This is a genomic window from Flavobacterium sp. GP15 (assembly GCF_014281985.1).
GTDB lineage: Bacteria > Bacteroidota > Bacteroidia > Flavobacteriales > Flavobacteriaceae > Flavobacterium > Flavobacterium pygoscelis.
Genome location: NZ_JACFTC010000006.1, coordinates 203,193 through 222,957, shown reverse-complemented (window position 1 = coordinate 222,957; position 19,765 = coordinate 203,193). Strand labels below are relative to the sequence as shown.

Below are 19,765 nucleotides of genomic sequence, written 5' to 3'. Positions count from 1 at the left end.
AATCGCGCTATGATTGCTATTGTTATATTATATATAGGTAAAGCAATACTACCATTTATAAAACCGCTGTTTTTTACACCTATATATAAGTAGGTGTTTTTTTTCTTACCTATATATAGGTGTATTAATCCTATTGAGCAGACTGTGATCTAGAATAGTAAATTTGGTTATTAAGTCTTGTCTCTTCTAAACGTCTGAGAAAAACAAAACCGCGTTAGGGATAGCAGCGGAAAGCCCACAGTCAAGTGAAGTATAACGGAACTTGACGAGGACTTGAAGCGAATAGCCCGGCCCATTCTAAAAAAGAGGCTATAACCGAACTCGGATATAGCCTCTTTTTTAGAATGGGAAACGCCAAAAGGAAATCAATAGAAACGAACGGCTTTTGTAAACACTATTTGATAATTAATTAGATTTAAAAAAATGTATTAAATAGTATCAGGTGTATTTTCATCTAAATCATTGTGATCATCTCCTCCTAAACTGTAATAATTATTTTCTTCGTCTTCACTACCGATTTGTTCGGCTTGGTCATCCAACTCAGCGCCTGGAACATCTAAATCTGCTCCAGAATTATCCTGATTAAAATCCTTTTCGTTAAAATCACCAGTATTACCTATTTCTACAGGTACTTTGTTTTTAGATATGTTTTCTGGATCTATGTCCGATTCTTTTTTTAATTGGTTGTAAATATCTTCACTTGGTGGGTACAAAAGAGAATCTGGAACTTTATTATCTCTATTTTTTTGCTTATCTAAATTCAATTTATTTTCTCTATCATTCATCTTTCTATTGGTTATATTGATTTATAATACACTAAGTTAGGTCTTTTTTTCAAATTAAAAAGTAAAAAAAATAACATTTTAAAGATTTAAATAAGTAATTTTAAATATCTATTGAAGATGCATTAAACTTCTCAACTATTTAAAACAATAAAAAATGAGCATAATAACAGACAACGTAATTCCAGGAAATGATGGTAAAAAATTCGGAACAAACGCCATGGAAGATAAAGATTTACTGCAAATCAAGACGATCCTATTGGAACTTGAAGGAATCAAGGAAGTGGTATTGAACATGGAAATTTTTCCAAGAGAATTTACCGTTTTTACTACTAAGATGATTCCTATTACAGAAATCGAGAATAAAGTTCGCGAAGTTGGATTTCACGCTATTCCAAAGGATTTATTTGAACTTTAAATTAATTAAATAATCCATATGACAAAAATAATTAATACAATTATTATTTGTCCTTTTTATTTGAACATCGTAATATTGCAATATTAATATATACAAACTTGGGAACAACTAAATCAGAATGTTTTACTGAAGAACAAAATCAAATTGCTACATTGACTAAAGCAATAGGACACCCTGCGAGAATTGCAATTATACAACATCTTATAAAAGTAGACAGTTGTATTTGCGGAGACATTGTAAATCAACTGCCTTTGTCACAAACTACCGTTTCTCAGCATCTAAAAGAGTTAAAAAATGCAGGGCTTATAAAAGGTACTGTTGAAGGAAATACAATATGTTACTGCTTAAACGAGGAAGGTTTTAGTAAATTAAAAATTTTCTTTGACCATATAAATACCTATTTAGAAAAAAACAAAAATCAGTGTTGTTGATTTATAAAGTAATAAAAAAATGAAATTATCAGAAATTAAAACTGCGTTAAGTACATTAGAAAATGTTGCTTTTTTATTACCAAACGGTAACTTTGTTCCGGAACATTTTCACGTGACCGAAGTTGGGCTAATAACGAAACACTTTATTGATTGTGGAGGTAAAGTTAGAAAAGAAACTGTTGCGAATTTCCAATTATGGGATGCAAATGACGTTGATCATCGTTTGAAACCAAAGAAATTACTATCGATTATTGCACTTTCAGAAAAGATTTTAGGGATAGAAGACTACGAAATTGAAGTAGAATACCAAGCAGAAACTATTGGAAAATATGATTTGGGTTTTAATGGACAAGCTTTTGTTTTAATTAACAAACAAACTGCTTGTTTAGCCGAAGATCAATGCGGTATTCCTACATCTAAACCAAAAGTAAAATTATCTGAAATCACAAGTCAACCTAATGGTTGTACTCCCGGAGGAAGTTGTTGCTGATTTTTTAAATTAAAAAATGTAGGCGAATTCAATAACCTAATGCAACAAATCATAAATTTTAGATTTGTTGAATTATTAAAAAAATAGAAGCGAATTAACCTAAAAGAGCGAATAATTACAAACTAACACTGAAATATTCTTTATATTATTCCAAATAAAATAACAAAATGAAATCATCTAATAAAAGGATAAAATTTCTCGACAAATACCTAACTGTTTGGATATTTATCGCGATGATAATTGGTATTTCAATTGGTTATTTTATACCATCGAGTAGCACTTTCATTAATTCTTTTTCTAGCGGTACGACAAATATCCCTTTAGCAATTGGGTTAATTTTGATGATGTATCCTCCATTAACTAAAATCGATTTTTCGAAAATTACATTAATCTTTGAAAAACCAAAATTATTAGCCTCTTCATTTCTAATTACATGGATAATTGGTCCATTTTTAATGTTTTTATTAGCTACTTTCTTCTTAAGAGATTATCCAGAATACATGACTGGCTTAATAATTATTGGAATTGCCCCTTGCATCGCAATGGTTATTGTATGGAATGAATTAGCAGAGGGAAATAGAGAACTAACTGCCGGCCTAATTGGTATAAATAGTTTAATTCAAGTTTTCTTTTTTAGTTTATACGCCTATTTCTATCTAGAAGTTATGTTACCTTTATTTGACGTAAAAGGTTTAGCGCTGAACATAACAATTGCGCAAATTGCTACCACAGTAGGTATTTATCTAGGATTACCATTTGCATTCGCTGTATTAAGTCGCTATTGCATTCAGAGGTTTATGGGCAAAAAGTGGTTTGATCAAAAATTTGTTCCATTCGTATCACCTATTACTTTATTAGCCTTACTTTTTACAATTGTAATTATGTTTAGTTTAAAAGGAGAGATGATTGTTGACTTACCAATGGATGTTGTACGAGTTGCAATACCATTAATAATTTTCTTTACAATAATGTTTTTGTTGATGTTTCTAGTTTCAAAAAAGATTGGAGCTGACTACAGAGACAGTGTTGCACTTTCATTTACTGCTGCTGGAAATAATTTTGAACTTGCCATTGCTGTTTCAATTGGAGTTTTTGGAATCAACAGTGGGCAAGCATTTGCAGGAGTTATAGGGCCATTAGTAGAAGTTCCAGCTCTAATCCTTTTGGTAAATGTTGCTTTTTGGTTAAAGAGAAAATTGTATTAAATTTTCATTTACATCATATAAAATTTTACCAGTTTTTTTATACTAACTAAATAAAAAGGAGACTAAAATTATAGTTGTAATTCCGAATTTTAATGAGTTCCATACTAATCATTATTTTAAAGTTATCTTAATATAATAATTCATTTCCACCTTTAAAGTCTGATTATAAGCAAATACAATATTGTTTATTATCAGACTTTCTCAATTTAAGCCTAATCTTAGGTTACAAAATCCGCTACAACATATAACTAATATCATTTTTAACCAAAAAAACTAATTATAAAATAAAAAAAAGACTTAAAACATATTTATTTAACAATTTTTACAAAAAACTATTTTTATTTAACATTTTATTTAGATATTTGATACAACTAATCTTAAATAAACCAAAAATGAGAATTAAATTCAAATATTTTTTGAGTATTGTAATTGTATTTATTATGCAATTAACATTTGCTCAAGAAAGTAGGTTTTCAGGCAAAGTCACAGACAGGAGTGGACTCCCTATTCCGGGTGCCAATATTATAGTAAAAGGATCGAACATAACAACTCAAACTGATCTTGATGGTAATTTTACTGTAAACACTAAAAAAGGTCAAATCTTAATTGTTAGTTTCGTTGGTATGAAAACACTCGAAATTGCAGCATCTGCAGGAATGAGTGTAAAACTAGAAGATAATTCAAACCAATTGGATACCGTTTTTGTCGTTGGCTACGGAACACAAAGCAAGAAAAAATTAACAGATAACATTGCGCGTGTCACTGCAAAGGACATGGAAAACGTTCCAGTTGCCAATTTTCAGAATGCAATGGTCGGGAAATTAGCTGGTGTTCAAATCACACAGATTAATGGTAAAGTAGAAGGTGGTGTTAAAATGAGAGTAAGAGGTGTGTCTAGTATTTCTTCGTCTCAAGAACCTTTGTACGTAATTGATGGAATGCCCCTCATAAACGATAATGAGAGCGGATCATCTGCACCTATCAACCCATTAATTTCTTTGAATCCGAATGATATTGAATCTGTTGAGATTTTAAAAGATGCCTCTTCAGCAGCTATATACGGAGCAAGAGGAACAAATGGAGTGGTTTTAATTACAACTAAACAAGGTAAATCAGGCAATACAAAAATAGCTATAAATACCTCAGCAGGTTGGAGCGAAGCAACTCATAAAATGAAATGGCTTAATGCCGCACAATATATAGAACTCTACACAGAAGCATCTGCTAATAGATATGGAGCAAATGATTTGTGGTTGACGGAGCCAGGTGGAGTGTTTGATGGATACTCTAACGGGAAAGATTGGAGAACTGGTCAGGTTGATACTGATTGGCAAGACTTAGCATTAGTAAAAGGATCTGTTCAGGATCATACTTTCTCTATTTCGGGTGGAGATAGTAAAACTGTATTTTTTCTCTCTGGGGCTTATAATAAAACAGAGGGAATTGTTCGAGGAAATAGTATGGACCGCTATTCTTATAGAGGAAATTTAGACCATAAAGTCTCTGAAAAATTAAGAGTTGGTCTAAATACGAGTTTGAGTAAAACAAAAATTATCAGAATAGGATCTGATAATTCCTTTACTACTCCATTACAAGCAGTTGCGCAAACTCCATTAGCGCCTGCATATCTTGATGATGGTGTTACTCCCAATAATCAAACTACTTTGTATTATAACTTTTTGATGCAACAATACAACGGAAGTTGGGATGCTAATATTTTTAGAACATTAATGAATTCCTATGCAGAGTATAAAATAATTCCAGAATTAAGTTTTAGAACTGAATTAGGATACGACAACAACAATCAAACCGAAGAATATTTCGCAGGAAGTTTAACCGAATCTGCTTCAACAAATGGTTATGCTGATGCCAATGCTATTCAATCGGATAAGTATAGTATTAATAATTATTTTAATTACAATAAAACTTTTAAAGAAGACTACAAACTAGATTTAGTTGTGGGAATGAGTTTTGAAGAAAGCAGTCGAAAAAGACAATATGTTGCTGGAACTGGTTTTGCCTCAGATGATCTTCAAACTGTAGAAAGTGCTGCAGAAATTACAGCAGGTTCATCTAGTAGAACTAAGTACAACTTTCTTTCTTATTTCGGAAGAGCAACCTTTTCTATTTTAGATAAATATCTAATAAAAGGAAGTTTACGTTATGATGGATCTTCTCGTTTTGGAGCAGCAAATCGCTACGGCGTATTTCCAGCGGCTTCTGTTGGTTGGATTATGTCTCAAGAAGATTTTTTAAAAGACAGTAATTTTATTAATTTATTAAAATTAAGAGGAAGTTTTGGAGTTACTGGAAATGCAGGTATAGGAAATTTTGCCAGTTTAGGTCTTTTTAACGGATCTTCTTATAATAAACAGTCTGCAATAAATCCATATCAATTGGTAAATCAAGATTTAAAGTGGGAAAAAACCAACCAAGTAGATGCTGGACTTGATTTTGCTTTTTTGAATAATAGAATTTCAGGTGAAATTGACTATTACGTAAAAAAAACAAATGATCTGTTGTTAAACGAGCCTTTGCCAGGTACCTCTGGATGGAGTTCTCTAACACGTAACGTGGGATCTTTAACTAATAAGGGTTTTGAATTTGTGTTAAATACGACCAACATCAAAACCGATAAATTAACCTGGAAATCCTCTTTGAATCTAGCAACATTAGATAATAAAGTAACTAATTTACCTGGTGGCGATATCGTTTCTGGTCAAAACATCGTAAGAGTTGGAGAAACTATTTCCTCTTTTTATTTAGTAGAATATGCTGGTGTAGATCCTGCAAATGGAGATGCATTATTTTATAAAAATAGTTTAAATAATGATGGCTCATTAGACAAATCCACTACAAAAAATTATAGTGATGCTCAAAGGGTAATTTCAGGAAATCCCTACCCGACATTAATGACCGGATTAACAAATACTGTGTTATTTAATAATTTTGACTTTTCATTTACTTTTCAGGGAGAATGGGGTGCCTCTATGTATAACGAAGCTGGGAAATTTCAATCTAGTAATGCTAGATACAAAGACAATCAAACCACAGATCAAATGAACAGATGGCAAAAACCTGGTGATATTACTAATGTACCCCAAGCAAGATGGGGCCGTAGTAATGGAGATCAAGCCTCTACTCGTTATTTAGAAAAAACTGATTTTGTGCGTTTAAGAAACCTATCCTTTGGATACACCTTACCTAAAACAATGATTCAAAAATTAGGTATAGATAGAATTCGTTTGTACATGACGGGAGTTAATCTTTTAACTTTTACCAATTATAAAGGATACGATCCTGAATCATCTTATGATAATAATGGAGATTCAAACATTCAAAAAGGGATTGCATTTTATTCAGCACCTTCGGCAAAAACGATAATTATTGGATTAAATATTGACCTTTAATAAATTAGACATGAAAAAAGATAACTATAAAATAATTTTAGTAGCCTTTCTAGTACTCACTTTTGTAGCATGTGATGACAATCTTACTATCAGTCCTGAACAAGCGATAACAACTGATATGGCTATTAAAACTCCGTCGAATATTCAGAAAATTTTGAATAATGCTTACGGAGATGCTAGATCAAGTGCCTTATATGGAGGCGGAATTGCATTGGCATCAGAATTATTAGCTAATGATGGTGACCTTTATTGGGACGGTACTTATGTACAACCTTCTCAATATGATGAAAAAGCCATATTAACAGATAATAGTTTTGTAGAAAGTATGTGGTTAAGAGCATACAAAATAAGCAATCAGACTAATGTAGTACTGGATAATTTAGCAGTTTTCACCAATGCAGCTGATAAGGACGTAGCAAAAGGGGAAGCAAAATTTCTTAGAGGTTTGGTTTATTTCGATTTAGTCCGTTTGTTTGGCAAGCCCTACGTAGCGGGTACAGCAAACAATCAACTTGGTGTTCCTATTATATTAGAGCCTATTTTAGATCCCGCTAAAATCACTTATCCTTCTAGAAACACTGTAGATGAAGTCTATAAACAAGTACTTGCTGATTTAAAAGATGCTTACACCTTATTACCGGCAACCAATGGTGTATATGCAACAAAATATAGCGTAGCGGCACTTTTGGCACGTGTATATTTGCAACAAGGAGATTATGTAAATGCTCGCAATATGGCTAATATAGTAATTATCGATAGTGGTTCGGTTTTGGCTAATTCGTATTCAAAAGTATTTAATAATTCCGAAAATTCAACCGAGGATTTATTTGCTTGGCAAGTAAGCAGTCAAGATGCAAGCTCGAATGATTATAATGTATTTTGGGCTGGTTCAGATTTTGGGGGGCGCTCTGGAAATCCAGACATTAGTATTGAAAACCAACATTGGGATATTTATGATGACTCTAATGATCAACGTTCTAAATTCTTCTACGAAGCAGATAACTGGTGTACCACAAAATGGAAAAACCAGTACGGTAATATTCCTTTTCTAAGGTTAGCCGAAATGCATTTAATTCGTGCTGAATCCAATTTTAGAGAGGGTACTTCAATAGGTCTTTCTCCTGTAGACGATATTAACCTATTAAGGGAACGCGCTACTGCCAGTTTGTTTAATTCGGTTGACTTAGCCACTATTCTAATGGAAAGAAAAAGAGAACTTTCCTTTGAAGGATTTGCTTTGTTTGACGCAAAAAGATTAAAACAAAACATAGGCTCTCTTGCTTATAATGCAAACAACCTTGTTTTACCAATCCCTTTAAGAGAAAGAGATGTAAATAAAAATTTAGTTCAAAATGATGGGTATTAAAAAATATCATTTAAAATAAAAATGAATTCTACGACGGGAACCATTTAAAATAAAAACCCCTTAAAGCAATTGTTTAAGGGGTTTTTATTTATCTAAAAAATCCGTTTAATATTTTAATTCAATTTAATGGTCTCCGTGATGCCTTCTAAAACTTCGAAAGCAATTTCAGCCATTTTATTCCCTTTTGTATCTAGTAAAGGATTCACTTCAACAAATTCGACACAAACCACTTTTTTTGTTTCTATAATTTGATTAATAATAGCAATAATTTCAAGGTGATCAAATCCTTTAGGCACAGGAGTTCCTGTTCCATAAGAAATCATATCACAATCCATCGAATCCACATCAAATGAAATATAAAAAACGTCACATTTTTCTAATTTTGCTAATGCTTCTGCTACACAATTTTGTAAACCTCTATAACGTACTTCCTCTACTTTATAGTTTTTGATTTGTAATTTTTCTATTTGCTTATCCTCTTCTTCTTCTGTGTCGCGAACACCAAAATAAATCAAATTTTCTGCAGTTATTTTAGGTCCTTTACAACCTATATTTTTCATGTTTTCCCAATGCTGTTGCGTTTCAGGAGCCACATTATTTGTATTTGCCGAAGTTAAATTATCCTCAGAAAGTGCTGCTGACAATGGCATACCGTGAATATTTCCAGATGGAGAAGTATATGGTGAATGCAAGTCTGCGTGAGCATCAATCCAAAAAACACCTATAGTTTTTTCGGGATATGCAGCCTTTATACCGCTTATAGTACCCAAAGCCGACGAATGATCACCTGATAAAACAATTGGAAAATTATTTTCTTCCAAATTTTCTTTTACCGCATTGCTAACTCTCGTACACTGTTCTACTACGTGCTCAATTCTTTTTGCAAAAGAACTTTTGTTTTTATCATAGATAGATTGATTATGGGTCTTTACATCATCAAATTTATATTGATTAAAATAATTACTATTTTTATTAATAGCTGCTATTTCAATTGCATCAATACCCAAATCAGATCCCCGAGTTCCAGCACCAATATCCGATCTGTTTTTTATTAACTTTATAACTTTGTCCATCAGCACAATTATTTAAAATCATTTAATGCTCTTTCAATAATACCTAAACATTCGTGAATCTGAGATTCAGTAATAACTAATGGCGGTGCAAATCTAATTTTATTACCGTGTGTTGGTTTAGCTAATAATCCGTATTCGCTAAACTTCATACAAATATCCCATGCTAAATCAGACTCCTCATCGCAGTTTACAACTATCGCATTTAGCAATCCTTTTCCTCTAACCAATGTGATTAATGGATTTCTAGAAGCAATTTCATTAAGCCCTTTTCTTAAAACTTCCCCTAAATATTGTGCATTTTTTGCCAAATTTTCTTCTTTCACTACTTCTAGTGCTGCAATGGCTACTGCTGCTGCAATAGGATTTCCTCCAAAAGTAGATCCGTGTTGTCCTGGTTTAATAACATTCATAATAGCATCATTCGCTAAGACTGCAGAAACGGGATAAACACCGCCAGAAATTGCTTTTCCTAAAATAAGAATATCGGGTTTTACCTCAGGTTTATTTTCACAACCATTCTGGCAATCACAATTTCCACAAGTTGCCAATAATCTTCCCGTACGTGCAATTCCAGTTTGCACTTCATCGGCAATAAATAAAACGTTATGTTCCTCGCACAGTGCTTTTGCTTTTGCTAAGTAACCTTCTGTTGGAACATAAACACCTGCTTCTCCTTGAATTGGTTCTACTAAAAAACCAGCGATATTTTTTGTTGATTTTAATACCTGCTCTAAAGCCTCTGCATCATCGTAAGGTATCTTAATAAATCCCGCTGTGAATGGTCCAAAGTTTTTTCGGGCACTTTCATCATTAGAAAACGAAATAATGGTAGTGGTTCTTCCGTGAAAATTATTTTCACAAACAATAATTTGTGCTTCATTTTCAGGAATTCCTTTTACCTCATAAGCCCATTTTCTACATAATTTCAGTGCAGTTTCAACCGCTTCGGCACCGGTATTCATGGGTAATACCTTATCAAAATTAAAGTAATTAGTCACATACTCTTCATAAGGTCCTAACTGATCATTATGAAAAGCACGAGAAGTCAATGCCAAAGTTTGTGCTTGCTTCATCATTGCACCAACAATTTTTGGATGACAATGACCTTGATTTACAGCAGAATAAGCGGATAAAAAATCATAATATTTCTTTCCATCTACATCCCAAACATATACACCTTCTCCTCTTTCTAAAACTACTGGTAAAGGGTGGTAATTGTGAGCTCCATATTGGTTCTCTTTTGCTATCAATGCTTCAGATTTCGAAGAAAGATTTTGTTCTATGTGTGTCATGATATTTGGATTTTTATATAATAAAACACAAAAATAGTACTATTTTTCAATATGCCAATCATTATATTAATTTTGACTTTTTAAAATAAAAAAAACATTACTATTTATTTTAAATATATAAAAATTTAGTCATTTTAAATATAGTAAATCCACTTCAACATATCTTTAAAAAACAAATATAATCTGTACATTTATAGCTACATAAATACTTAAATTTAGAGTTATAAAACATGGATATATTAGACGAATTTGATATTAACATTATTAAAGAATTAGAAAAAGATGGAAGAATGGCCTACTCAGCAATTGCTTCTAATTTAAAGATTTCTAATACAATGGTTCACCATCGTATTAATAGACTTACTGAACAGGGGATTCTAACGGGTATTAAACCCGTAATTAACGAAAAAAAAGTGGGTTATGACTGGGGTTCCTTCACCGGTATTACCTTGAATAAAGACCAAGATTCTAATAGAATTATAGAAGAATTAAAAAAAGTCCCTGAAATTACCGAGTGTTATTATATTACTGGATCTTTTACTTTATACATAAAAATAATTGCCAAAGATCATGAGCACATGCGCAAAATTCTCTATGAAAAAATAGATAATATTCCTGGTATTGCCAAAACAGATTCAATTATTGAATTAGGATGTGCCTTTAAAAGGAATGTATCGCTCTAAAATACTATTTTACTTTACAACCAACCAAAAAACCACCAATGAAAAAACTATTACATTCCAATTATTTTATAAAATTTTGTATGGCTCTACTTGTGTTTTTATCTTACAACACCGTGTCTGCACAAAATTCAAAAGGTAAATTATTCATTATTGGTGGCGGTAATCGATCTGACGCTTTGATGACACAATTAATCAAAATTACAGATTTAAAGAAAAAAGATTATGTAGTAGTATTGCCCATGTCTAGTGAAGAACCTGATAGCGCTTATATTTATTTTAAAGACCAGTTCCAAAAACTGGTTTCCAATCCTATTATTATGCTGAATTTTGATAAAAACACCGTAAATAATAAAGCGCTGAATGATTCCTTACAGCATGCAAAATTAATATTTATAAGTGGTGGAGATCAAACTCGTTTTATGAATGTAGTCAAAAATACTCCTGTTTACGATGCCATTCACAAAGCTTATCAAAACGGAAGCACAATTGCTGGCACTAGTGCAGGAGCTGCGGTAATGTGCGAACACATGATTACAGGAAATCAAAAATTAGAATTAAAATACACTGAAACTTTTAACAACATTCGGTATGATAATCTAGAAACCACTGTAGGCTTAGGTTTAGTAAAAAATGTAATTATCGATCAACATTTTCTAAAGAGAAGTCGCTACAATAGATTGTTATCTGCATTGGTTGAATTTCCAGATCACATCGGAATTGGTATCGATGAAAGTACCGCCTTAATTGTACGCAACAAAGAAATTGAAATTGCTGGAGAAAGTGAAGTCATAGTGGTAAAAAATCCTGTGGGAATAAGCAAATCCAAAAAAGAAAATTTAGTGAGTATCAAAAGTTTAGAAATGGGTGTCTATACGGAAGGTCAAAAATTTAAAATCAAATAAAATGAAGTTTTTAAAAGAACATTTACCGTTATTAGTTTTAGTTTTTTCTTTTAGTGTCGCTACTTTTTCACAAAAGTCAAATAGTAAAGAAATTAAAAGATTAGAAAAAATCGCTCAACAAGTCAGCATAATTAGAGACAATTGGGGAATTGCTCATGTTTACGGAAAAACAGATGCCGATGCAGTATTTGGAATGTTATATGCGCAATGCGAAGATGATTTCAAAAGGGTAGAAATGAATTATATCGAAAAACTAGGACGCCTTTCTGAGCTCAAAGGACAATCTGTTTTGTATAATGATTTAGAAATAAAACTTTTAATTGACACAGAAGAAGCCAAAGCAGATTATAAAAGAGCGGCACCTTGGTTAAAAAAATTATTAAATAGTTACGCAGACGCAATAAACTTTTATTTACACAAACATCCAGAGGTAAAACCTGCTTTACTTACCCATTTTGAGCCATGGTTTCCTTTGCTTTGGACAGATGGTAGCATTGGTGCTATTAGTACCGCTGATCTTACTACTGGAGAATTGAAAAGTTTTTATTCTGGAAATACAGACAAAGTTGCTTACGTCGAAAGAGAAAAAAACGTACAAACCGGTTCCAACGGATTTGCAATTGCCCCTTCAAAAACAGCATCTGGTAATGCTATTTTATATATAAATCCACACACTACTTTTTATTTTAGACCAGAAATACAAATGAGTAGCGAAGAAGGATTGAATGCTTATGGCGCTGTAACTTGGGGACAATTTTTTATTTACCAAGGATTCAACGAAAGTTGTGGCTGGATGCATACCTCATCAAATGTAGATGTAGCCGATATGTATGCAGAGAACATAGTTACCAAAAACAATAAATTATTTTACGAATACGATAACAAGTTACTGCCCGTAATCGAAAAAATGATTATTATAAAATACTTAGAAAACGGACAATTAATTCCTAAAACTTTTAAAACCTATTATACCAATCACGGTCCAATAATGGCCAAAAGAGATGGGAAATGGATCAGTTTAAAATCGAATAACCGCTCGATGAAAAGTCTGGAACAAAGTTGGGTACGCACCAAAGCAAAGGGATTTGAGGAGTATAAAAAAGCTATGGATCTTAAAGCAAATACATCTAATAATACAGTTTATGCAGACAAAGAAGGAAATATTGCTTATTGGCATGGTAATTTTATTCCCATACGGGATAAAAAACTAAATTGGTCAAAAGTCATGGACGGGACTACCCCAGCAACGCAATGGAAAGGATTACATAATGTTTCTGAAACGGTACATTCCTATAATCCTACTAATGGTTGGTTACAAAATTGCAACTCCACACCTTATTCTGTAGCTGGAGAAAATAGTCCAAAAAAAGAAAACTACTTGCCGTACATGGCTCCTGATGGAGAAAGCTTTAGAGGTTTAAATGCAGTTCGTCTACTGAGTAAGGGTAAAGATTATACTTTAGACAAAATAATTGCTGACGGTTATGACACAAAGCTAACCGCTTTCGAAGTTTTAATTCCAGCATTACTTTCTGCTTTTGAAAAAAACATCAAAAGTAACGATCCTCTTTATTCCGAATTAATTGAACCTATAAATCTATTAAAAAAATGGGATTATTACACCCACGAAAACTCTATCGCAAGTACATTAGCAATAGAATGGGCTTATAAATTAGATCCGATTATTCAAAAAGTATATGTCGATGAAGGTCAAATGGATCAAGTAGAAAACACACATAATTTTGCAAAAAATGCAGTTCCAGAACAACTCATTCCACAGCTACAGCTGGTTATAAAAGAGCTGACAATTAAGTTTGGAACATGGCAAATTCCTTGGGGAGAAATGAATCGTTTTCAAAGAAATTCAGGAGATATTGAACTCGTTTATAATGATAGCATTCCTAGTTTACCTATTGGATATGGTCCAGCAATATGGGGTAGTTTGCCTGCTTTCAAAAGTGCTTTTCAAAAGGACACTAAAAAACGATATGGAACCAACGGAAACAGTTTTGTGTGTGCGGTAGAATTTGGACCAAAAATAAAAGCAAAATCATTGTTAGCCGGAGGTAATAGTAGTGATCCTAAATCAAAACATTTTTACGATCAAGCAGAAAGCTATCGAGAAGGAAAATTCAAAGAGGTTTTATTCTACAAGGAAGATGTGCAAAAAAATGCAGAGCGAACATATCATCCAGGACAATAATATTTATTTACTATAAGTTTTAAAAATACTTATATAAATTAAAAAAATAAAAGTGTGAATTACAACAGCAATTAAATGTAGAATTTAGTAGTAATAAAAAAACTCAAAAAAAATATGAAAAAATCACTATTTGCCTTATTAGGTTTGTTTTTAATTTCTAACTTATCCTTCGCACAATTGAAGACAGTAAAATACAATGATGGAAATCAAAAATTAGATGGATTTTCAATTGCTCCCGTAAAAGGAAGTAAAACTAAGCCTGGAATTTTAATTTTACCGGCCTGGAAAGGGATTGATGCACACTCGAAAAGATCAGCAGAAAAACTTTCAAAATTAGGTTATTATGCCTTTATCGCAGACATTTACGGTGAAGGAAACTACCCAACAAATACACAAGAAGCCGGAAAACAAGCTGGTTTTTACAAAGCTAATGTGACTGATTACCAAAGACGCATTCAATTAGCTTTAGACCAATTAGTAAAATCAGGGGCCAATGCTGATAATATTGTAGTAATAGGTTATTGTTTTGGAGGAACAGGAGCGCTCGAAGTAGCGAGAGCAGGAATAAAAGCACAAGGAGTAGTTTCTTTTCACGGAGGTTTAGGACGTGATGCTTCTCGCGTCAACAATCCAATAACGACTAGAGTTTTAGTATTACATGGTGCTGATGATCCTTACGAGCCCGTTGCAGAAATCACAGCTTTTCAACAAGAAATGAGAGATACTAAGGCAGATTGGGAAATGATTTATTATGCCGATGCAGTACACGCTTTTACAGAGCCAGAAGCAGGAAACGATAAATCTTCAGGAGCAGCTTACAATGAAAAAGCAGCTACAAGATCTTGGGAACGTATGAAATCGTTTCTAAAAGATGTTTTGAAATAGTAGTTAAAACTCTTTTTTTAAGGCAGTAAAAATTGTTTTTTTTAGTTAGTTAAAGAAATTTAAATAGCAAAATCAAACAATTTGTACTGCTTTTTTTTATATCTAAAAGCAAACCTAACAAAGAAGGATTTCTTGTTACCAAATTTATAAATTAGCCTATTATGTTACTAAACCACCTATAAAAAAAAACTACCAGAAGGAGTTTTAAATATATTTATTCCTATTTTTACCTTTTGCCGTTTACATATTTATCAATTTATAAAAAAGAAATGAAAAAAATCCCATTATTAAGTCTGTTTGCTATTTTAAGTTTAAGCTGTACCTCTCAAAAAAATAGCGTAGCTCATACTGATCCTACCAAGTATATGAATACAATTACCGCTGACGAACTAAAAACACATTTATATATCGTAGCTTCAGATGAAATGGAAGGTCGCGAAACAGGTTCAGCAGGTCAGAAAAAAGCAGGTATTTATCTTATTGATCAATACAAAAAAGATGGAATCTCATACCCTGCAAAGGCTTCTGATTTTTATCAAAAAATACCAGCTGCTTTCCTAAATGCCAAACGAAACGAGAACCTTCCCGATTCTGAAAATATTTGGGCCTACATAGAAGGATCAGAAAAGCCAGACGAAGTTTTAGTTATTTCTGCGCATTACGATCACGTAGGTGTAAAAAACGGCAAAGTTTATAACGGTGCAGATGATGATGGCTCAGGAACAGTAGCTTTACTAGAAATAGCGCAAGCCTTTCAATTAGCAAAAAAAGAAGGTCATGGTCCAAAACGTTCTATACTTTTTCTTCACGTAACTGGCGAGGAACACGGCTTGCACGGTTCAAGATATTACTCTGAAAACCCCTTGTTCCCATTACCAAATACAATAGCCGATATTAATATCGATATGATTGGTCGCCGTGATGATGCCCATCCCGATACCAATAATTACGTATATGTAATCGGTGCCGATCGCTTATCTACTGATTTAGATAAAATTTGTGCTGAAGCAAACGCAAAATACACAAAGCTAAATTTAGATTATAAATATAATGATCCAAAAGATCCAAACCATTTTTACGAAAGATCAGATCACTATAATTTTGCCAAATTCGGAATTCCTTCTGTTTTTCTTTTCAACGGAGTGCATGCAGATTACCATAAACACACCGATACTCCAGATAAAATTGAATATGATGCCTTAGCCAAAAGAGCACAATTTGCTTTCGTAACCGCATGGGAATTGGCTAATAGAGAAAATAGACCCGTTGTAGATAAAAAGTAATATTTGGGCACCTCCTTATAACCACTTCCCGAACGATCGGCAAGTGGTTATAAGGTCGGGCTTTTCGCTACAATCTTTTTATGCTCCTTTCCTCCGCATAAAAAGGATTTTCACTACAATCCCTTGTGCAAAAAAAAAGTAGAAAAAAGTCTGTTTATAAATTCTTAGATTTTAACTTAACAAATAAGTTTTTCTGTTTGTCAGTAGTACTATTTCAAAAACAAAAAAATTTAATAGCTATCATTCAGATTTATGATTTTCTAAAAACTAAAAAAGCTTACATTCAAAATAATCAAAGCCTTGAAGCAATTCAAGGCTTTTTTAATACGAAACTTTATGGCACAAAAAAAGCCTCTCATTTCTGAGAGGCTTTTACTTTCTGGGTGGGAGACGGGGCTCGAACCCGCGACCCTCGGTACCACAAACCGATGCTCTAACCAACTGAGCTACAACCACCATAATGCTTAGCGGTGGCAAAGATACAACATAAGTTCACTTCTGCAAATAATTTTTTCAAAAATTTCAATCTATTTTTTACTAAATATGCTAAGGCATTGACTACCAAATATTTTTAGATATATTTTTTTTTTTCGAATTATTGAAAGTACATCACGATGCTTAAATTTTGATTTAAGAATTAATAATAATGACTCCAAATACAATTCGTTCTACTACTATATTTTACAACACATAAACACAAACACTTCAAAAATACTTTCATTATCCTCCTACCAATAATGAATAGGATAATATACAGTAAATCAATTTTCAATAATGTTAAGCATTGAAAATCTTATGTTAAGAAAATTAAATATCATTTTTTAACAATTAAATTTAGTACAAATAATAACATTTATAACTACATTTGTTGTTACAAATTATAACAAATTCGTTATGTCATTATTTTCTGATAATATTAGAGCATTAAGAGTGAAATATAAAATTTCACAAGACAAAGTAGCTGAGAGCCTTATGATTACTCGTGGCCGCTATGTAAAGTATGAAGATGGAACCTCTGAGCCTCGTTATGAAATTCTGAAAAAAATTGCTCATTATTATCATATTAGTATTGACTTATTACTATCCGTTGATGTGCGTGAAATTGATGTAAATGATTTATTAAAATTAGAAAATAACCGACTGATTCTACCAATTCAAGTAGATCAAATGGGCGAAAACTGCATCGAAGTCGTAACCCAAAAAGTAAAAGCAGGATACTTAAATGGATACGCAGATCCAGAATACATCGAACAATTACAGCAAATATCTTTACCGTTTTTAGGTGTTGGTAAATACAGAGGTTTTCCTGTAGAAGGAGATTCAATGCCACCGCTTCAAGATGGTGATATTATTGTAGGACGCTACTTAGAGCAATTAGGAGAAGTTTTAGGTGGCAAAACATATATCATTATCACACGATCGGAAGGAATGGTCTATAAAAGGCTAAATAAAAACAGGAATGACACCTTGGTAGTTGCTTCCGACAATTTTTTTTATCCGCCCTACGAAGTCAAAGCTTCAGACATATTAGAAATCTGGGAATACCAATGCAGCATCGCTAGATCTGACAAAAGAAATGAAGCTTTAGAAAGTGATTCTATAAAAAATATGTTTGTAGAAATTAAAAATGAGATCACTGATCTAAAGAAGAATATGGTTCTAAAAAATTAATTAACAAAGTTAAGGCTAAGAGTTTTACTCCGTGTAAACAAGAGAGCAATTCCCCTATTATAAAAATGAAAAAGCAAGAATACGCAATAGTAGATATTGAAACCACAGGTGGAAATGCAAGTCATAGCAGAATCACCGAAATAGCAATTCTTATTCATGATGGCGAAAAAGTAATTGAACGATGGGAAACACTTATAAATCCAGAGAAAGAGATTCCGCCAGCTATTTTTGCACTCACAGGAATTACTAATGAAATGGTTAGTGATGCACCCATTTTTGAAATGATTTCGGATACCGTTTTTGAAATGCTATCCAATCGTATTTTTGTAGCACATAATGTCAATTTTGATTATTCTTTTATCCGACACGAATTAGAAAAATCGGGTATTAAGTGGACCGCTAAAAAACTCTGTACTGTAAGAGCTGCACGTAAGATCAAACCCGGATTGCCTTCATACAGTTTAGGAAGGCTTTGTAAATCTTTAGAAATAGATTTAGAAAACCGACATCGTGCTGGGGGCGATGCAGACGCTACGGCTATTTTATTTTCTAATTTATTAGCATGGGATTCGGAACATGAAATAGATAAAATGATTCAGAAGACCTCACAGGATCAAAGGTTACCTCCTAATTTACCAAGAGAAGACTTTGATCAATTACCAGAAAAAATTGGTATTTACTATTTTTATAACGAGCAAAAAAAGGTAGTATATGTTGGAAAAGCAATCAATTTAAAAAAAAGAGTTTCCTCCCATTTTAGTGGTCATAAAATCACTCCTCAAAGACAGAATTTCTTGCGTGACATTTACGCAATTACTTTTGAAGTTTGCGGTACCGAACTGATAGCACTCATCCTTGAATGTACAGAAATTAAAGATTTATGGCCTATTCATAATAAAGCATTAAAACGTTTTGAACCTAAATATGGACTTTTAGAATACGAAGCTAGAAATGGATACCGTTATTTAGCCATAAGTAAGTTGGCTAAAAACCAAAACTGTATAGAAACGTTTGACGCGATTTATCCCGGAATTAATTTACTTCGTGAATTAGCCGAAAAGTTTGAAATAGATCAACGATTTTGTAAATACGGAAGTATGTCAGATGGTGTTTTTTCATTGCAAAATGATACTGCTATTTGGCCTGAAATTGAATCTCACAATGAACAGATTCAAATAGCACTAGACTCTTATTTAAACAGTAGACCTAGTTTTGCTATTATTGACAAAGGTCGAAACAAAGAGGAATTAAGTTGTATTTGGATAGAAAAAGGACATTTTTATGGCATGGGCTATTTGCCTTCTGACAATCCCATTTCAGATCTGTCTTACGTTAAAGATCATATTACACGATACCCTTCTAATCAATACATAATGCAAATTATAAATGCATTCGCTTTAAAATATCCCAGTAAAATTCTTTTTTTTCAAGCTGATTCAGAATGAAAGGAATATTAAAATATTTTTTTTCATACATAAATACAAATTCAAAATAGTGCTTAACCTTTTGAATGTTCTAAAACCTATTAAAGCAAACAAAATCTCTTTTTAATAGAAAACGATTTAAAATACACTTTGATTATCAAAAAAAAAATCCAATTCCTTTCATAAAAAGTAAAAAAACAAAGTGATCTTAAGAATTATTACTTATTTTAATACATATAATAATTAC

At 32.4% G+C, this 19,765-nt stretch carries 16 protein-coding genes and 1 tRNA gene; 13 read left to right on the top strand and 4 right to left on the bottom strand.

Annotated features, from left to right (window positions below; all coding sequences use genetic code 11):
• Positions 1 to 428: 428 nt before the first annotated feature.
• On the bottom strand, positions 429 to 785 hold the full coding sequence (locus H2650_RS13170) for a hypothetical protein (RefSeq protein WP_188051271.1): 357 nt from the start codon (positions 783 to 785) through the stop codon (positions 429 to 431).
• Between the two features lie 154 nt (positions 786 to 939).
• Between H2650_RS13170 and H2650_RS13165 the strand changes: the two genes are divergently transcribed.
• The 6 genes from H2650_RS13165 to H2650_RS13140 all read left to right on the top strand — a co-directional run bounded on the left by H2650_RS13165 (position 940) and on the right by H2650_RS13140 (position 8,102).
• Positions 940 to 1,200 carry a heavy-metal-associated domain-containing protein gene (locus H2650_RS13165; RefSeq protein ID WP_188051270.1) on the top strand — a complete coding sequence of 87 codons (261 nt, stop codon included), beginning with the start codon at positions 940 to 942 and terminating at the stop codon, positions 1,198 to 1,200.
• Positions 1,201 to 1,298: 98 nt separating this feature from the next.
• Positions 1,299 to 1,631 (top strand): helix-turn-helix transcriptional regulator, encoded by a 333-nt coding sequence (locus tag H2650_RS13160; RefSeq protein ID WP_188051269.1) that lies wholly within the window; start codon positions 1,299 to 1,301, stop codon positions 1,629 to 1,631.
• Between the two features lie 19 nt (positions 1,632 to 1,650).
• On the top strand, positions 1,651 to 2,121 hold the full coding sequence (locus H2650_RS13155; protein WP_188051268.1) for a DUF6428 family protein: 471 nt from the start codon (positions 1,651 to 1,653) through the stop codon (positions 2,119 to 2,121).
• 167 nt (positions 2,122 to 2,288) lie between these two features.
• The gene (arsB, locus tag H2650_RS13150; RefSeq protein WP_188051267.1) at positions 2,289 to 3,326 is read left to right on the top strand and encodes an ACR3 family arsenite efflux transporter; all 1,038 of its coding nucleotides are present in this window, start codon (positions 2,289 to 2,291) and stop codon (positions 3,324 to 3,326) included.
• A 392-nt stretch (positions 3,327 to 3,718) separates the two neighbouring features.
• A complete protein-coding gene (locus H2650_RS13145; protein WP_188051266.1) occupies positions 3,719 to 6,736 on the top strand; it encodes a TonB-dependent receptor in 3,018 nt (1,005 codons plus the stop codon).
• Positions 6,737 to 6,746: 10 nt separating this feature from the next.
• A complete protein-coding gene (locus tag H2650_RS13140; protein WP_188051265.1) occupies positions 6,747 to 8,102 on the top strand; it encodes a RagB/SusD family nutrient uptake outer membrane protein in 1,356 nt (451 codons plus the stop codon).
• Positions 8,103 to 8,215: 113 nt separating this feature from the next.
• Here H2650_RS13140 and rocF read toward each other — a convergent pair whose 3' ends face one another.
• Together rocF and rocD are read right to left on the bottom strand one after the other, a co-directional pair.
• Positions 8,216 to 9,175: an arginase gene (gene rocF / locus H2650_RS13135; protein ID WP_188051264.1), complete on the bottom strand. Its 960-nt coding sequence runs from the start codon at positions 9,173 to 9,175 to the stop codon at positions 8,216 to 8,218.
• Positions 9,176 to 9,183: 8 nt separating this feature from the next.
• On the bottom strand, positions 9,184 to 10,467 hold the full coding sequence (rocD, locus tag H2650_RS13130) for an ornithine--oxo-acid transaminase (RefSeq protein ID WP_188051263.1): 1,284 nt from the start codon (positions 10,465 to 10,467) through the stop codon (positions 9,184 to 9,186).
• A 230-nt stretch (positions 10,468 to 10,697) separates the two neighbouring features.
• Here rocD and H2650_RS13125 point away from each other — a divergent pair, with 230 nt between their 5' ends.
• The 5 genes from H2650_RS13125 (at position 10,698) to H2650_RS13105 (ending at position 16,423) form a co-directional block, all read left to right on the top strand.
• Positions 10,698 to 11,150 (top strand): Lrp/AsnC family transcriptional regulator, encoded by a 453-nt coding sequence (locus tag H2650_RS13125; protein WP_188051262.1) that lies wholly within the window; start codon positions 10,698 to 10,700, stop codon positions 11,148 to 11,150.
• A 38-nt stretch (positions 11,151 to 11,188) separates the two neighbouring features.
• On the top strand, positions 11,189 to 12,052 hold the full coding sequence (locus tag H2650_RS13120; protein ID WP_188051261.1) for a cyanophycinase: 864 nt from the start codon (positions 11,189 to 11,191) through the stop codon (positions 12,050 to 12,052).
• 1 nt (position 12,053) lies between these two features.
• Positions 12,054 to 14,255 carry a penicillin acylase family protein gene (locus tag H2650_RS13115; RefSeq protein WP_188051260.1) on the top strand — a complete coding sequence of 734 codons (2,202 nt, stop codon included), beginning with the start codon at positions 12,054 to 12,056 and terminating at the stop codon, positions 14,253 to 14,255.
• A gap of 114 nt (positions 14,256 to 14,369) precedes the next feature.
• The gene (locus tag H2650_RS13110; protein WP_188051259.1) at positions 14,370 to 15,140 is read left to right on the top strand and encodes a dienelactone hydrolase family protein; all 771 of its coding nucleotides are present in this window, start codon (positions 14,370 to 14,372) and stop codon (positions 15,138 to 15,140) included.
• 269 nt (positions 15,141 to 15,409) lie between these two features.
• Positions 15,410 to 16,423, top strand: coding sequence for a M28 family peptidase (locus H2650_RS13105; protein WP_188051258.1), 1,014 nt, complete (start codon positions 15,410 to 15,412; stop codon positions 16,421 to 16,423).
• A gap of 381 nt (positions 16,424 to 16,804) precedes the next feature.
• Here H2650_RS13105 and H2650_RS13100 read toward each other — a convergent pair.
• A tRNA-His gene (locus H2650_RS13100) sits at positions 16,805 to 16,880 on the bottom strand.
• 437 nt (positions 16,881 to 17,317) lie between these two features.
• Between H2650_RS13100 and H2650_RS13095 the strand changes: the two genes are divergently transcribed.
• Complete coding sequence (locus tag H2650_RS13095) at positions 17,318 to 18,094, top strand: helix-turn-helix domain-containing protein (protein WP_188051257.1); 777 nt, start codon at positions 17,318 to 17,320, stop codon at positions 18,092 to 18,094.
• 65 nt (positions 18,095 to 18,159) lie between these two features.
• Positions 18,160 to 19,539: an exonuclease domain-containing protein gene (locus H2650_RS13090; RefSeq protein WP_188051256.1), complete on the top strand. Its 1,380-nt coding sequence runs from the start codon at positions 18,160 to 18,162 to the stop codon at positions 19,537 to 19,539.
• Positions 19,540 to 19,765 lie beyond the last annotated feature (226 nt).

Bases quoted from the DNA above. Each gene is read 5' to 3' on its own strand.
- H2650_RS13170 (WP_188051271.1), bottom strand. From the start codon at position 785: ATGAATGATAGAGAAAATAAATTGAATTTAGATAAGCAAAAAAATAGA.
- H2650_RS13165 (WP_188051270.1), top strand. From the start codon at position 940: ATGAGCATAATAACAGACAACGTAATTCCAGGAAATGATGGTAAAAAA.
- H2650_RS13155 (WP_188051268.1), top strand. From the start codon at position 1,651: ATGAAATTATCAGAAATTAAAACTGCGTTAAGTACATTAGAAAATGTT.
- arsB (WP_188051267.1), top strand. From the start codon at position 2,289: ATGAAATCATCTAATAAAAGGATAAAATTTCTCGACAAATACCTAACT.
- H2650_RS13145 (WP_188051266.1), top strand. From the start codon at position 3,719: ATGAGAATTAAATTCAAATATTTTTTGAGTATTGTAATTGTATTTATT.
- H2650_RS13140 (WP_188051265.1), top strand. From the start codon at position 6,747: ATGAAAAAAGATAACTATAAAATAATTTTAGTAGCCTTTCTAGTACTC.
- rocF (WP_188051264.1), bottom strand. From the start codon at position 9,175: ATGGACAAAGTTATAAAGTTAATAAAAAACAGATCGGATATTGGTGCT.
- rocD (WP_188051263.1), bottom strand. From the start codon at position 10,467: ATGACACACATAGAACAAAATCTTTCTTCGAAATCTGAAGCATTGATA.
- H2650_RS13125 (WP_188051262.1), top strand. From the start codon at position 10,698: ATGGATATATTAGACGAATTTGATATTAACATTATTAAAGAATTAGAA.
- H2650_RS13120 (WP_188051261.1), top strand. From the start codon at position 11,189: ATGAAAAAACTATTACATTCCAATTATTTTATAAAATTTTGTATGGCT.
- H2650_RS13115 (WP_188051260.1), top strand. From the start codon at position 12,054: ATGAAGTTTTTAAAAGAACATTTACCGTTATTAGTTTTAGTTTTTTCT.
- H2650_RS13110 (WP_188051259.1), top strand. From the start codon at position 14,370: ATGAAAAAATCACTATTTGCCTTATTAGGTTTGTTTTTAATTTCTAAC.
- H2650_RS13105 (WP_188051258.1), top strand. From the start codon at position 15,410: ATGAAAAAAATCCCATTATTAAGTCTGTTTGCTATTTTAAGTTTAAGC.
- H2650_RS13095 (WP_188051257.1), top strand. From the start codon at position 17,318: ATGTCATTATTTTCTGATAATATTAGAGCATTAAGAGTGAAATATAAA.
- H2650_RS13090 (WP_188051256.1), top strand. From the start codon at position 18,160: ATGAAAAAGCAAGAATACGCAATAGTAGATATTGAAACCACAGGTGGA.